The organism is Cupriavidus sp. NPDC089707 (assembly GCF_044748965.1).
In the GTDB taxonomy this organism is placed as follows: Bacteria; Pseudomonadota; Gammaproteobacteria; order Burkholderiales; family Burkholderiaceae; genus Cupriavidus.
This window is the reverse complement of record NZ_JBIVHB010000007.1, coordinates 149,127-163,604: the sequence shown is the minus strand read 5'-3', so window position 1 is coordinate 163,604 and position 14,478 is coordinate 149,127. Positions and strand designations below refer to the sequence as shown.

The 14,478-nt window shown below is 68.0% G+C and carries 11 protein-coding genes; 8 read left to right on the top strand and 3 right to left on the bottom strand.

All coding sequences use genetic code 11. The annotated features are described in order from the left end of the window. Positions 1-93: 93 nt before the first annotated feature. From ACIP1U_RS13985 to ACIP1U_RS13955, 7 genes are all read left to right on the top strand, one after another. A complete protein-coding gene (locus ACIP1U_RS13985) occupies positions 94-3,672 on the top strand; it encodes an indolepyruvate ferredoxin oxidoreductase family protein (protein WP_400315756.1) in 3,579 nt (1,192 codons plus the stop codon). Positions 3,673-3,769: 97 nt separating this feature from the next. After that, on the top strand, positions 3,770-4,111 hold the full coding sequence (locus tag ACIP1U_RS13980) for a hypothetical protein (protein WP_400315753.1): 342 nt from the start codon (positions 3,770-3,772) through the stop codon (positions 4,109-4,111). Between the two features lie 213 nt (positions 4,112-4,324). Beyond that, positions 4,325-6,043 carry a diguanylate cyclase gene (locus tag ACIP1U_RS13975; RefSeq protein ID WP_400315750.1) on the top strand — a complete coding sequence of 573 codons (1,719 nt, stop codon included), beginning with the start codon at positions 4,325-4,327 and terminating at the stop codon, positions 6,041-6,043. A gap of 99 nt (positions 6,044-6,142) precedes the next feature. Then, positions 6,143-6,757 carry a TetR/AcrR family transcriptional regulator gene (locus ACIP1U_RS13970; RefSeq protein WP_400315747.1) on the top strand — a complete coding sequence of 205 codons (615 nt, stop codon included), beginning with the start codon at positions 6,143-6,145 and terminating at the stop codon, positions 6,755-6,757. 153 nt (positions 6,758-6,910) lie between these two features. Beyond that, positions 6,911-7,879: a Bug family tripartite tricarboxylate transporter substrate binding protein gene (locus ACIP1U_RS13965; protein ID WP_400315744.1), complete on the top strand. Its 969-nt coding sequence runs from the start codon at positions 6,911-6,913 to the stop codon at positions 7,877-7,879. A gap of 9 nt (positions 7,880-7,888) precedes the next feature. Next, on the top strand, positions 7,889-9,079 hold the full coding sequence (locus tag ACIP1U_RS13960; protein ID WP_400315741.1) for a M24 family metallopeptidase: 1,191 nt from the start codon (positions 7,889-7,891) through the stop codon (positions 9,077-9,079). A gap of 272 nt (positions 9,080-9,351) precedes the next feature. Next, positions 9,352-10,389 carry a transporter gene (locus ACIP1U_RS13955; protein ID WP_400315738.1) on the top strand — a complete coding sequence of 346 codons (1,038 nt, stop codon included), beginning with the start codon at positions 9,352-9,354 and terminating at the stop codon, positions 10,387-10,389. Here the strand turns inward: ACIP1U_RS13955 and ACIP1U_RS13950 are convergent. Further along, a complete protein-coding gene (locus ACIP1U_RS13950; RefSeq protein ID WP_400315736.1) occupies positions 10,343-11,341 on the bottom strand; it encodes an NAD-dependent epimerase/dehydratase family protein in 999 nt (332 codons plus the stop codon). The two genes, ACIP1U_RS13955 and ACIP1U_RS13950, sit on opposite strands and share 47 nt — an antisense overlap. A 112-nt stretch (positions 11,342-11,453) precedes the next feature. On the opposite strand from ACIP1U_RS13950, the gene ACIP1U_RS13945 reads away from it, so the two are divergent. Further along, positions 11,454-12,347 carry a LysR family transcriptional regulator gene (locus ACIP1U_RS13945; protein WP_400315733.1) on the top strand — a complete coding sequence of 298 codons (894 nt, stop codon included), beginning with the start codon at positions 11,454-11,456 and terminating at the stop codon, positions 12,345-12,347. 29 nt (positions 12,348-12,376) lie between these two features. Here the strand turns inward: ACIP1U_RS13945 and ACIP1U_RS13940 are convergent, their stop codons facing one another. Then, positions 12,377-12,634 (bottom strand): hypothetical protein, encoded by a 258-nt coding sequence (locus ACIP1U_RS13940; protein WP_400315730.1) that lies wholly within the window; start codon positions 12,632-12,634, stop codon positions 12,377-12,379. A 97-nt stretch (positions 12,635-12,731) separates the two neighbouring features. Continuing rightward, positions 12,732-14,453 carry a long-chain fatty acid--CoA ligase gene (locus ACIP1U_RS13935; protein WP_400315728.1) on the bottom strand — a complete coding sequence of 574 codons (1,722 nt, stop codon included), beginning with the start codon at positions 14,451-14,453 and terminating at the stop codon, positions 12,732-12,734. Positions 14,454-14,478: the final 25 nt, after the last annotated feature.

The window sequence follows — 14,478 nt, the reverse complement described above, 5'->3', positions numbered from 1 at the left end:
TTTTGCAGATATCAGGTGTTGGAATTCTTGATTTTACGATAGCCAGCGGCCTTCCTACACTGCTCCGGACACCAGAATAAGCACGGAGACATCGTGAACGCACCCCTACCCCACGCCCTGCTCGACACCCTGGCCAGCGCCAGCCTGGACGACAAGTACACCCTGGACAAAGGCCGCGTCTATATGAGCGGGGTCCAGGCCCTGGTCCGGCTGCCGATGCTGCAGAAGGCGCGCGACCGCGCCGCCGGCCTGAACACGGCCGGCTTTATCTCCGGCTATCGCGGCTCGCCGCTGGGCGGCGTCGACCAGGCGCTGTGGAAGGCCAAGCAGCACCTGGCCGCCAGCGACGTTGTGTTCCAGCCCGGCGTCAACGAAGACCTGGCCGCCACCGCGGTGTGGGGTTCGCAGCAGGTCAACCTGTTCCCCAACGCCTCGCGCGATGGCGTGTTCTCGATGTGGTACGGCAAGGGCCCGGGCGTGGACCGGTCCATCGACGTGCTCAAGCACGCCAATTCGGCCGGCTCGTCGCGCCATGGCGGCGTGCTGTTGCTGGCCGGCGACGACCATGCCGCCAAGTCCTCCACCGTCGCGCACCAGTCCGAGCACGTGCTGCAGGCCGCCGGCATCCCGGTGCTGTATCCGGCCAACGTGCAGGAATACCTCGACTACGGCCTGCACGGCTGGGCCATGAGCCGCTATTCCGGCCTGTGGGTATCGATGAAGTGCGTCACCGACGTGGTCGAATCGACCGCCTCGGTCGAGATCGACCCCGACCGCGTGCAGGTGGTGCTGCCGCAAGACTTTGCCATGCCGGCCGGCGGCCTCAATATCCGCTGGCCCGATACCCCGCTGGAACAGGAAGCGCGGCTGCTCGACCACAAGTGGTACGCGGCGCTCGCCTATGTCCGCGCCAACCGGCTGAACCGCGTGGTGCTGGATTCCCCCAACGCGCGCTTCGGCATCATGACCGCCGGCAAGGCTTACCTGGACGTGCGCCAGGCGCTGGCCGACCTCGGCCTCGATGACGAGACCTGTGCCCAGATCGGCATCCGCGTCTACAAAGTGGGCTGCGTGTGGCCGCTGGAGGCCCACGGGGCGCGTGAATTCGCCACCGGCCTGGAAGAAATCCTGGTGGTGGAAGAAAAGCGCCAGATCCTGGAGTACGCGCTCAAGGAAGAGCTGTACAACTGGCGCGAGGACGTGCGGCCCAAGGTGTTCGGCAAGTTCGACCAGCGCGGCAACGACGGCGGCGAATGGTCGGTGCCGCGCGGCGACTGGCTGCTGCCGGCGCACTACGAGCTGTCGCCGGCGCTGATCGCCAAGGCCATCGCCCGGCGGCTGGAGCGCTTCGACCTGCCGGAAGCCGTGCGCGCCCGCATCGCCGCGCGCGTCGCGGTGATCGAGGCCAAGGAGCGCGAGGCCGCGCAGCCGCGCATCTCGGCCGAGCGCAAGCCCTGGTTCTGCTCGGGCTGCCCGCACAACACCTCCACGCGCGTGCCGGAAGGCTCGCGCGCGCTGGCCGGCATCGGCTGCCACTACATGACCTTGTGGATGGACCGCAATACCGACACCTTCAGCCAGATGGGCGGCGAAGGGGTGGCGTGGACCGGCCAGATGCATTTCACCAGCGACAAGCACGTGTTCGCCAACCTGGGCGACGGCACGTACTTTCACTCGGGACTGCTGGCGATCCGCGCCTCGATCGCGGCGAAGGCCAATATCACCTACAAGATCCTGTTCAACGACGCGGTGGCGATGACCGGCGGCCAGCCGATCGACGGCGTGCTGACCGTGCCGCAGATCGCCCATCAGGTGCTGGCCGAGGGCGCGAAGAAACTGGTCGTCGTCACCGACGAGCCGCAGAAGTATGGCGACGGCAGCATGCTGCCGTCCGGCGTGACGGTGTTCCATCGCGACCAGCTCGATGCCGTGCAGCTGGAGCTGCGCGACACCGAGGGTGTCACCATCCTGATCTACGACCAGACCTGCGCCACCGAGAAGCGCCGGCGCCGCAAGCGCGGCACGTATCCGGATCCGGCAAAGCGCGCCTTTATCAACGATGCGGTCTGCGAAGGCTGCGGCGACTGCTCGGCCAAGTCCAACTGCCTGTCGGTGGAACCGCTGGAGACCGAACTGGGCACCAAGCGCCGGATCAACCAGTCGTCGTGCAACAAGGATTTCTCCTGCGTCAACGGCTTCTGCCCCAGCTTCGTCACCGCCGAGGGCGCGCAGGTGCGCAAGCCGGCGGCGGCGGGCGGCAAGGGCACCGGCGCCGATTTCGAGGCGCTGCCGATGCCTTCGCTACCCGCGCTGGAACGGCCGTACGGCGTGCTGGTGACGGGCGTTGGCGGCACCGGCGTGGTGACCATCGGCGGCCTGCTGGGCATGGCCGCGCACCTGGAGCGCAAGGGCGTCACCGTGCTCGACATGGCGGGCCTGGCGCAGAAGGGCGGGGCAGTGATCAGCCACGTGCAGATCGCACCGGCGCCGCACGACCTGCATGCCACGCGCATCGCCACCGGAGACGCGCGGCTGGTGATCGGCGGCGACGCCATCGTCTCGGCCTCGGCCGAGGTGCTGTCCAAGACCCGGCACGGCGTCACCGCTGCGGTGGTCAACAGTGCCAACACCCCGACCGCCGAGTTCATCAAGAACCCGAAGTGGAAATTCCCCGGCGCCAGCGCCGAGCAGGACCTGCGCAACAGCGTGGGCGAGGCCAGCGCCTTTATCGACGCCAGCGCCTGGGCGGTGACGCTGCTGGCGGATGCCATCTACTCCAACCCGCTGCTGCTTGGCTTTGCCTGGCAAAAAGGCTGGGTCCCGCTGCAGCATGCCAGCCTGCTGCGCGCGATCGAGCTCAACGGCGTGTCGATCGACAAGAACCGGCAGGCGTTCGAATGGGGCCGGTATCTCGCGCACCACGGCGAGGCAGCGCTGAGCCAGAACGAGGCACTGCTGCCGCATGCGCCGGCTGCCCAGGTGGTGGCGTTGCCGCAGACGCTCGACACGCTGATCCGCAAGCGCGAGGCGATGCTGACGGACTACCAGAACGCCGCTTACGCGCAGCGCTACCGTGACGCCGTCGAGCGCATCCGCGCCGCCGAGCAGAAGCTGGGCGCCGACCGCAAGCTGCCGCTGACCGAAGCGGTGGCGCGCAACCTGGCCAAGCTGATGGCGTACAAGGACGAGTACGAGGTGGCACGCCTGTACGCCGATCCGGCGTTCCTCGACAAGCTGCGCGCGCAATTCGAGGGCGAGCCCGGCCGCGACTACCAGCTCAACTTCTGGCTGGCCCCGCCGACGCTGACGAATGCGGGCAAGACTGACAGCAAGGGCCATCCCGTGAAGCGCCGCTTCGGCCCGCGCACGCTGACAGCCTTCCGCCTGCTGGCCCGCCTGAAAGGCCTGCGCGGCACTGCGTTCGACGTGTTCGGCAAGACCGCGGAGCGTCGCGCCGAGCGCGCGCTGGTGTCCGGCTACCTGGCCATGATCGACGAGTTCGCGGCCTCGCTGGACGCCGGCAAGCTCGACACCGCGCTGGCGCTGGCCGCGTTGCCCGACGACATCCGCGGCTACGGCCACGTCAAGGAAGCCAGCATGCAGGCGGCGGCCGCGCGCCGCGAAGCGCTGCTGGCGCAGTATCGCGGGGCGGCGCGCCGGGCCGCGGCCTGAGCCTTGCGGCGCGCAACCGGGAGAAAGCCCGGGCTGGCCGGACCTGCCATGGTCCGGCCACAATCGGCTATTCTCCCGGCTGCACGCGGAGACTCCCTTGACGCAAGACCCAGCCTTCCACCGCAAGACCGCCACCGACGATGACCTGACGCTGCGCCGCGAGACCATCCGCTGGATGGCCGAGCTGCCCGAAGCCGTCCGTCCGGTAGAACTCGGGCGTGCCTTCCCCCGGATCATCAATACCATCGCCGCCAAGTGGTTCGATGCGGTCGGTTGCCGGCACTACCTGAACGGCCTGCAGTTCGACGACCGCGGCGGCCGCCAGGGCTTTTCGTTCGCGATCGTGCAGGAGATCGCCGCGCTGCGCGAGCATTTCGATGCGGTGTATCCGCCGGGCCACGATGTCTGGCAGAAGGCCTTCGATGCCGGCCAGCGCTGACCCGGCGCAAAGCCGGCGGCATGGCGTGCCCAGTCGGGACAGCTTGAAAAGTTGCGCATCGTTATCTTTCGCCGGGAAACTTGTTTAACTCGGCTTCCACAGAATTCACTTCCAACCGGCAAATGTCCTCGGCGATGATGGCTGCCGGACAGGACCCGCGGATGCGGGTCTTGTCGCCATCGACCACGACGCCACGCAGCCCCGGATGACGGAATGCCGAAGGAACTGGATCTGGACACACCACCGAATGGCTCGGCGTCACTGCTAGGCAAGTGGTGGGGCTTCGCGGTCAGGTTTCCGCACCGGATCGTGCTGGTGTCGTTCGGCATCGCCATCGTCCTGCTGCTGCTGATCCTGTTCCGCGGCCTGCTGCAGGCGCGCGACCGGGACATCGAGTCGCTGCAGCAGACGCAACGGATGCGGGTGCAGGCCATCGATGCATTGCTCAACCTGGAAGCGGAGCGCCTGCGCAGCCTGCGCAACTACGCCGAGCACCTGCTGCGGCTGCAGCAGATCGGGCCGCTCCATCCCGATGCGGACCTGCTGCAGGCGTTCGAACGCCGTCATGCCGAAACCTGGACATTGCCTTCGGATGGCGACGCGGCGGTGATCGGCGTGGGCGAGGCGCAGGTCAAAGGTCTCGACGGCTTTGCACGCAACGACGCGGAGCTGATGCAGGGCCTGGATGTCGCCCGCGCGATGAGCCACCTGCTGGGGGCAACACCCGCGGGCTCGACGCTGCAGCGGCGCATGACCTATGTCTCCCGCAACGGCTTCGTGGTGTCGCGCCCGTCCATCGGCGAAGGGCAGGTGCTTGCCATGCTGCGCCGCCACGCCGCGGCCGCTTACTTCCGCGACAGTGCATCGTGCGCCGGCCGGAACCGGATGCCGACGTGGGCGCTGGCCGAGGCGTCGGACGGCAGCGGCGACCAGTCCTTGTTCCTCAGCCTGCCAGTCTGCCTGGACCAGCTATTCCGGGGCGTGGTCGTCTCGGAGATCGCGCGGCGCAGCCTGGACGACCTGCTGGGCAGCACGCCCCGTGACGGCGTGCGCAGCTTCCTGGTCGACCGCGACGGCGGGCTGGTCGGCGCGAGCGCGCGCAACGTCAGCCGCGGCGAAACATTGGCCGGCGTGCTCGGGGAAGGGTTGGAAACTGGCACGATGGCACGGTTGTTCGACGCCGACGCAGGTATCCTGCAGCCGTCCGACGGCAGCCGGCTGATCTTCCGCAGGCTGGCCGACAGCGACCTCGTCATGATCGGTGTGGTGTCGACGCGCGAGGTGATCCTGCGCAGCGCCGCGCGCCTCAGCGGCGCGGTGGGGGCCGGTGCCGCCGCGCTGGCGCTGCTGCTGTGCCTCACGCTGATGGTGGTCCATACGCTGTTCGGCCACTACCTCGCGCGCGGCGAAGCGTTGCGCGCGCTGGCGGAAACCGACGCACTGACCGGCCTGGCCAACCGCCGCGTCTTCACCGCGCGCTTTGCGCTCGAATATGCGCACGGTGCGCGCGAGCAGATGCCGATCGCGCTGATCATGCTCGACATCGACCACTTCAAGCGCATCAACGACCATTGGGGCCATGCCAGCGGCGACATCGTGCTGCGGCAGGTGGCGCAGGTATTGCGCACCCGTGTGCGCAGCGTCGACCTGGCGGCGCGGCTGGGCGGCGAGGAATTCGCGATCCTGCTGCCGCGTACCGGGGCAGCCGATGCCGCTGCCGTGGCGGAACAATTGCGGCAGGCCATGGGCGAGCTGTCCTGCGAGCCCGCCGCGGATGCCACCGCCAAGGGCAATATCCGCTTCACTGCCTCGTTCGGCGTGGCGCAAATCGTGCCGGACGGCACTAACGATCTCGATTCGCTGGTGCTGGTCGCGGACCAGCGGCTGTATGCTGCAAAATCCGGCGGCCGCAACCGGGTCGTGGCGCAGTAGGCAGCGGCCGGTCGCATGGGACGGCGCCGTTGCATGACGTAGAATCCGTAGCCGCCACACTGCCGCGGTTTGCGGGTGGTGTCCCAGCACAATCCTCCCATGCCGAAAGCCAAAGCCACTGCCCCAGACCGCTCCGCCAGCGAGCAGGCACTCCAACTGCTGGACGCCGCCACCGAACACGTGCTCGCCAACGGCCTCGGCGACCTGTCCCTGCGCAGCGTCGCCGACGCGCTCGGCACCAGCCACCGCATGCTGATCTACTACTTCGGATCGGCCGACGGCTTCTGGCAGGCACTGCTGCACCGGATCCGCCATGCCGAGCAGGACGCGCGGCACAACGTGGTGGTCGACGGCATGGACCCGCAGGCCGCGATGGAAGCCGCATGGGAGCGTTATGCTGCGCCGTCCTACCTGCCGATCATGCAACTGCTGTTCGAGATCTACGGTAAGGCCATCCGCGACCGTGAGCGTTTCAGCGGCTTCCTTGAAGACGTGGTCGGCAGCTGGACCACGATGCTGGCGGAACGGTTCCGCCACGACATGGGCCTCAGTGAATCCGAGGCGCGGCTGCGCGCGCGCGTCGAACTGGCCGCCATGCGCGGCTTGCTGCTCGACCTGGTGACCACTGGCGACCGCAAGGGCACCACTGACGCGCTGAAGTATTTCGCCGGCATGATGGCCGCGCTGCCCGGCCCTCGCAAGACCCGAAAGTAACGCTCCCGACGCTGGACAGAGCGGCATAGTGTTCGCGTAAATCCAGCATAAGCCCAGCGTAAACCCTGATTTCGCCCATGAGTGTACCACATGGTACATTTCGTTCCACGCCCCGGTGGTCGGGGCGGCTTGGTGAACGACTCAGGGTGCAATATGGACCGGCGACAACTACTGGCATGGGCTGCCGGTACCGCGGTGGCGATGACGCTGCCGGGTATCGGTCACGCGCAGGACTTCCCGACTAAACCCGTGCGGCTGGTGGTGCCGCAGGCCGGCGGCACCGGCAACGACGTACTGGCGCGCGCGCTGGCCGAGAAGCTCGGGCAGGCCTGGAAGCAGCCGGTGGTGGTGGAGAACAAGCCTGGCGCCAACGGCACGCTGGCAATCCAATACGTGCTGGGCCAGCCGGCCGACGGCTACACGCTGTTCTTCGCCGGCGTTTCCAACCTTGCCTTCAATCCCTTCCTGTATCCGAAGCTGCCGTACAACCCGTCAAAGGACCTGACCGGCGTGGCGATGCTGGCCAACTCGCCGTTCGTGTTTGTCGCGGCGCCAGCGCTCAAGGTCGACACGTTCCAGGACTTCGTGCGCATGGCCAAAGGGCGGCCGGGCGCAATCAGCTTTGCCTCGGGCGGCATTGGCAACTCCACGCACCTGGCGATGGAACTGGTGGCCGAGCGCACCGGCGTGCGGATGCAGCATGTGCCCTTTAACGGCGCCGGCGGCGCTACCAGCCTGATGACCGGGCAGACGCCGGTGATGATGAATGTGGTCGCCGGCGTGCAGCCCTTTATCACCGGCAAGAAGCTGGTGCCGCTGGCCGTGACCGGCGACAAGCGTCAGCCCGCGCTGCCGGATGTGCCGACGTTCAGGGAGCTTGGCTACGACGTGCAGGTGCCGGGCTGGTACGCCATCGTGGCGCGCGCTGGCACGCCGGCAAGCGTGGTGCAGCAGGTCAACGCCGACATCAACCGCGTGTTGGACGATCCGCAGTTCAAGGAGAAGCTCGGCTTCCAGTTCCTCGATGCGATCAAGGGGCCGCCGTCGGAAGTCGAGCGCTACATGAAGCGCGACGCCGAGACCTGGGGCCCGATCATCAAGCGCCTGAACATTTCCCTCTGAGAACCCGCCATGCCACATCTGACCAAGGCAGTACACGACGACCGGCTGTCGGCCATGCACCAGCTGATGGACAGGCTGCGCGTGGACGCGCTGGTATTCGGCACGCCCGATTTCTTCCAGTACGCCACCAATTTCCAGCTCGACGTCTGGCCGTGGGAGCGGCCCGTGTTCGTGGTCGTGCCGCGCAACGGCGAGACCTTCGCGGTGATGAACGAACTGTCGACCAACCACATGCGCTTTGCCATCGAGAAGGGCACGGTCTGGCTGCGCGATGTCACCTGGTATGCCGAGCACCCGCGCGTCACCAACCGCCTGCCGCTGCCGGCGCAGCTGCCTGAGGTGGTTGCCGCATTGCTGGCGGCGAAGGGGCTGGGCATGTCGCGCATCGCCGTCGACGTGCCGCATTCCATACTCGCCGGCGCGCAACGCCACCTGCCCGAACTGACGCTGCGCCCGTCGCTGGCCGAGATGCGCAGCCTGCGCTGGGTCAAGCATGCGGAAGAACTGCAGGTCATGCGCGAACTGGGCGCACTGACCGACTGGGTACAAGACCGCTATCGCGAGAACATCCGCCCCGGCCGCCTGGTGCAGGAGCTGGACCATGCCATGGCGGCGCTGATGGTGGAGGAAGCGGCCAGGCGTTTCCCGGGGGAGGATTTCGAAATCCTCAAGTGCTGGACGCTGACTGGCCCGGCCTCGGCCTCGCCGCACGGCGACGGCGCCGCGTGCGGATCGCGCATCGCCGAAGGCGACACCATCGTCAATCTCATACTGCCGCGGCTGAACGGCCTCTATGTCGAGAACGAACGCACCTGGTTCTGCGGCCGGCCCGGCGACGAACAGGCGCGGCTCTACCAGGTCGCGGCCCGCGCGACGGATGCCGCCGTTGCCGCCGCCGTCCCGGGCAGGCGCGTCTGCGACATGGACGCTGCCGCGCAAGCGGTGATCGAAGCCGCCGGCTGCGGGCAGTACGTTTTCCACCGGACCGGGCATGCGGTCGGGCTGCTGCTGCATGACTATCCCGAAGACATGGCCTTCAACACGCGCGCGCTGTTGGCGGGGGAGGTGTATTCGTCGGAGCCGGGGCTGTATGTCTACGGGCTGGGTGGCTTCCGGCTCGATGACACGGTCATCGTCGGGGAAGCGCCCGAGGTGATCGTGAAGACGCCGAAGACGCTGGAGTACGCGACGGTGTTGTAGGGCCCGGGGCGGAGAGGGCGGAGTGGCAAAGAGGGCGGAGCGGCGGAGCCAGAAATCGAAAACCTGCAGATCAGACCCGGGACCTCTCGCGCTATAGTGGTGCGGCCATCCACGAAAGCCGAAGTCACCAAACAGGTCTGCGACAAGATCCTGGCACAGGGCAAGTCGATGCTCTGACAAGCCACGCCAGGCGCCCGTGCCTGCATTTCCCGACACTGTCATCGCGGCGTGATAACGTCGCGCGAGGCAAATTCCATGTGAAGGGAGCAGGCATGCAAGCGGGCATTGTCGAGGCGGGCTATGGATCGGACCCGGTCGGCCTGGTCAGTGGTTTTCTGTTCGCGCCCGGCGGGGCCGTGCGCGAGATCGATTCGCGGGGCGCGGTGGCGTGGCTGGAGCAGGCGCCGCCGGATGCCGCGCAGGAGCACCCCTTCGACCCCTTCGTCTGGCTGCATTTCAACCTGTCGCACAGCGCTTGCGAGCGCTGGATGAAGGCGCACCTAGGACTGCCTGCCGAGTACTTCGAGGCGCTGCGCCAGGGCTCGCGCTCGACGCGGATCGAGCGGCTGGACGCTGCCTTGCTGGCCGTGGTCAACGATGTGATCTACAACTTCGGCGTCGCATCGACGGACATTTCGACCATGTGGGCCCATGCCGACCGCCGCCTGCTGGTCACGGCCCGGGCGCGGCCGCTGCGCTCCGTGGACCGGCTGCGCGAGGCGGTGCGGCACGGCGAGGCATTCCGCTCGCCGCTGGACCTGATGGTGCACCTGCTGCGCGACCAGGCCGACGTGCTGGTGCAGATCGTGCGCGAGACCGGCGTGAACGTCGACCAGATCGAGGACCAGTTGCTGTCGCAGCGCCTGCAAGGCAACCGGGCCGACCTGGGCGCGATGCGCCGCGGCCTGGTGCGGCTGCAACGGCTGCTGGCACCCGAGCCGGGCGCGCTGTTCCGGCTGCTGAACCGGCCGCCGGCGTGGCTGCAGGAGAGCGACCTGCAGGAGCTGCGCGAATCGACCGAGGAATTCTCGCTGGTGCTCAACGACCTTGCCGCGCTGGTCGAACGCATCAAGCTGCTGCAGGAAGAGATCGCCGCCAAGCTCAACGAACAGACTAACCGCACGCTGTTCACGCTGACGCTGGTGACCGTGCTGGCGCTGCCGATCAATATCGTCGCCGGCTTCTTCGGCATGAACGTGGGCGGCGTCCCGCTGGCCGAGCATCCGCACGGATTCTGGGTGCTGGTGGCGCTGGTGGCCAGCTTCACCGTGCTGGCGGGGCGCTGGGCGTTCCGCAAGCAGGCAGGCTAGGAGCGCGCCGGCCGGGCTGGCATGCCGCCAGCGTCTGCCGGATGCCCTCGGCGTACGGCGTCTTGCGGATCGGCCCGATCAGCCGCTGCAGCGCGGTATCGTCCAGGACCAGCGGATCCGTCATCAGGTAGTGCATCTCGACCAGTTCGCGCATGAACGGGTTGAACAGCCCCAGCAGGCGCAGCATGCCCTTGCCGGCGACGCGCAGCTTGAGCTGGCGGCCGATCTGCCTTTCCATCTCCGACACCAGTTCGCGCTGTGTCGTGACGCCGGCGCCGGCCAGATGCCAGATCCTGCCGAAGGCCGCGGGCGTATCGGCCAGCCGCGTCACCACCGGCCCCACGTCCGGCACATAGACGAACTCGTGCGGCGCATCGATCGGCCCGATCAGGTCCGCGGTGCCGCCACATGCGGCAGCCTGCGCGGCGCGGTGCAGCAGGCTGGCCTGCACGCCCGGGCCGTAGAAGTCGGGCAGCCGCAGCACCGTGGCGCGGATACGCCCGGCGGCGGCGGCCTGCATCAGCAGGTCTTCCTGCGCTTTGCGCATGCGGCCCTTGAAGGTATGCGGCGCGCGCGGGTGGTCCTCGCTGACCGGATTGCCGCCCTGGACGCGTCCATACGGGTAGACGGTACCGATCAGGACGAATTGCCGGACGCCCGCTGCGATCGCGCCATCCAGTGTCTTGCGCAGCAGTTCCGGGTGCAGATCGAAGCGCCAATAGTCGACGCCGACCATGTAGACCAGCGTGTCGATTCCGCTCGCTGCGGCCTGGACAGACGTCGGCGAGTCGGGATCCCACGTGACGATCCCGGCGAGCGGGTCGGCCCAGAAGGCCTGATGGAGGCGCGCCGCATCGCGGCCGACCACGCGATACGGCTCGCCCCGGCTTGCCAGCGCGGCGATGCTGTGCCCAATGGCGCCGGCGGCGCCAAACAGCGCGATCCTGGACATGGGATGCTCCTTTGCAGGGGTCTGCGGTCGTTGGATGCAGCCAGTTTGCGGGCACCGGAGCAAATAGAAAATTGCCTATAATCGGCTGGTCGCTAAACATAAATGCATAGCCATGGCCGGCGAACCGAACTGGGAGTGGTATCGCACCTTCCTGCACGTGCTGGAAACCGGCTCGCTGTCGGCGGCCGGACGCGCCATGGGGCTGACACAGCCGACCGTTGGCCGCCATATCGACAGTCTTGAAGCCGCGCTGGGCCTGAAGCTCTTTACGCGCTCCTTTGACGGCTTCGCCCCGACCGACGCCGCGCACACACTGCGGCCCTATGCCGCCGGACTGGCCGCCACGGCCGCGGCCATGCGGCGCGCCGCCAGCGGGCACGGCGACGGCGTGCGCGGCACGGTGCGGCTGTCGGCGAGCGAAGCCGTCGGCGTCGAAGTCCTGCCGCCGATTCTCGCCACACTGCGCGAAGCCCATCCGGCGCTGGAGATCGAACTGATGCTGTCGAACCGCGTCGACGACCTGCTGCATCGCGAAGCCGACATCGCCGTGCGGATGTTCCGGCCCGAGCAGGATGCGTTGATGGCGCAGCGTGTCGGCGGCATCGAGCTGGGGCTGCATGCGCATGAGCGCTACCTGGCCGCGCACGGGGTGCCGCAATCGCTGGAGGAACTGGCCGGGTTTGCAGTGATCGGCTTTGATCGGGAGACGCCGTTCATCCGCCGCTTGCTGGAGCGATTCCCGGCGCTCTCGCGCCAACGCCTGGCCTTTCGCGCCGACAGCGACCTGGCCCAACTGGGCGCGATCCGCGCCGGCTTCGGCATCGGCGTGTGCCAGTCCGCGCTGGCGGCGCGCGACCCGCGGCTGGTCAGGGTGTTGCGCAGCGAGTTTTCAATAGCAATGGATACCTGGGTAGCGATGCACGAGGACTTGCGCGGCAGTGCGCGCTGCGCGGTGACGTTTGCCGCGCTGGTCGCGGGCTTGCGCGGCTACGCGGAAGGGGCGTAGCCGCGGCGTCGATCGGGGCCTTATTCGCTTCACTCCGGCGTCACGCCGGTCGCCTTGATCATCCGGGCCACCACCGGCTCTTGCGTATCGAACTCGCGGCTGAATTCAGCCCCGCTGCTGCCCACCGGCTCCAGCGACAGGGCATCGAGCCGGGCGCGCATGGCGGGCGACTGGATCGAGGCCAGCGCCTCGGCTTCCAGCTTTGCCTGCACCGGCGCCGGCGTGCCGGCGCGCACGAACAGGCCCACCCAGGCCTTGCGCGCTGCATGCGGCGCTCCAGGCGCCAAGGGTGATCGTGGAGATTGTGGAGATTGTGGCGATCGCGGTCAGGGATTGTTTGTGCATCTTGTTCACCTTGTGGGGGAAAGGGATCGGCGTGGCGCCTTATTTCTCGGCCATCTCCTGCTCCTGCAGTTCGCGCCAGGCGATCTTGCCGGTGGCGGAGCGCGGCAGGCGTTCAACAAACTGCACGAGGCGTGGTGCCTTGTAGGTGGCCATGTTGCTGCGGCACCAGTCGATCAGCGCTGACTCGGATACCTGCTGCGCGCCGTCGTGCAACACGATCACCGCCTTGACGGTCTCGCCGCGGTGCGGGTCGCGCGCGGCGATGACGCAGGCTTCCAGGATGGCGGGATGGGTGTGCAGGATCGCTTCGACCTCGGCCGGCCACACCTTGTAGCCCGAGGCGTTGACCATGCGCTTGAGCCGGTCGCGCATCCGGAAGTAGCCGTCGGCGTCGACACTGGCCAGGTCGCCGGTGCGGAAGAAGCGCTTTCCGTCGATGGCGATGAAGCTTTCGTCATTGGCGCAAGGCTTGTTCCAGTATCCCAGCATCACCTGCGCGCCGTGCACGACGATCTCGCCGACCTCGCCCTGCGGCACTTCGGCCAGCGTTTCGGGGTCGACCACGCGCGCGTCGACGCCGTAGGTCGGCACGCCCAGATGGCCGGTGCGCGGCGCTGCCATCGGGTTGGCGATGATGAACGACGCGGTCTCGGTCAGGCCATAGCCCTCGACGAACTGCAGCCCATAGCGCTCCTTCATCAGCCGTGCCGTGCTTTCCGGCACGGCCGCGCCGCCGCCGACCACGCACGCGAGGCTGCCCAGTTCGAACGACTCGAGGCCGGGCTGCGCGAAGAACTCCACCAGCATCGGCGGCGGCGCGGCCCAGAATGTGACGCGGTGGCGCGCGATCAGCTGCGCGGCGGTGCGCCGGTCCCAGCGCGGCAACAGCACGATGGTGCCGCCCAGGTACACAGGTGCGTTGATGCCGTTCTGCAGCCCGAGCAGATGGAACATCGGCGCCACCGCCAGGAAGGTCGATTCGGTGTGCGAACGCCGCCACAGCTGCGAGCCCGCCACCGATACCATCACCGTGCGGTGCGTATGCATGCAGGCCTTGGGTGCGCCGGTGGTGCCGGAGGTATAGGGCAGCATGCACAGGTCGTCGATGGTGCCGCCATAGACATGCGGCGCGAGCGCGCATGCCATGGCGTGGTGCCAGTGCACGGTCCCGTCGGGCAGCGCCGCGCCGTCGCCGCGTGCGCGGACCCAGTCGGGAATGGCCAGCATGCCATCGTCCTGCTCGGGCAGCGCATCGCCATAGTGATGCACGATCAGGTGACGCAGCGGCGTCTGGCCCAGCAGCGGCGCGATCTGGCCGGCCAGCTCGCTGGCGGCGAAGGCCGCGACCGCGCCGCTGTCGGTCACGATATGGCGCAGCTCGTCGGCCAGCAGCATGGCATTGGCCGGCACCACCACCGCGCCCGCGCGCAGGATGGCGAAGTAGGCGACGATGAACTGCGGGCAGTTCTGGCTGAACAGCACCACGCGGTCGCCGGGATGGACACCGCAGGCGTGCTGCAGGTAGCCGGCCATGCGCTCGGCCTGCGCCAGCAGCGCGGCGTAGGGGGTGGCGGCGTGATAGAACTGGATCGCCACTTTGGCGGGGAAGCGGCGCGCGGACAGCGCCAGGTTCTCGAACACAGTGGTTTGCGGCGGGTGGAATACGCGCGGCACGTCGCCGAGCGCAATGCCAGGCCCCGCCGCGAGCGGGCCGGCTGGCGCGGCGAGGATGCTTGCGTCGCCGGTGGGATCGATGGTCATGCTGGTCTCCTTTATGGAATGCGCT

Excerpts from the sequence above, each read along its gene's own strand:
- ACIP1U_RS13975 (WP_400315750.1), top strand. The coding sequence starts at position 4,325 with ATGCCGAAGGAACTGGATCTGGACACACCACCGAATGGCTCGGCGTCA.
- ACIP1U_RS13970 (WP_400315747.1), top strand. The coding sequence starts at position 6,143 with ATGCCGAAAGCCAAAGCCACTGCCCCAGACCGCTCCGCCAGCGAGCAG.
- ACIP1U_RS13965 (WP_400315744.1), top strand. The coding sequence starts at position 6,911 with ATGGACCGGCGACAACTACTGGCATGGGCTGCCGGTACCGCGGTGGCG.
- ACIP1U_RS13960 (WP_400315741.1), top strand. The coding sequence starts at position 7,889 with ATGCCACATCTGACCAAGGCAGTACACGACGACCGGCTGTCGGCCATG.
- ACIP1U_RS13955 (WP_400315738.1), top strand. The coding sequence starts at position 9,352 with ATGCAAGCGGGCATTGTCGAGGCGGGCTATGGATCGGACCCGGTCGGC.
- ACIP1U_RS13950 (WP_400315736.1), bottom strand. The coding sequence starts at position 11,341 with ATGTCCAGGATCGCGCTGTTTGGCGCCGCCGGCGCCATTGGGCACAGC.
- ACIP1U_RS13945 (WP_400315733.1), top strand. The coding sequence starts at position 11,454 with ATGGCCGGCGAACCGAACTGGGAGTGGTATCGCACCTTCCTGCACGTG.
- ACIP1U_RS13935 (WP_400315728.1), bottom strand. The coding sequence starts at position 14,453 with ATGACCATCGATCCCACCGGCGACGCAAGCATCCTCGCCGCGCCAGCC.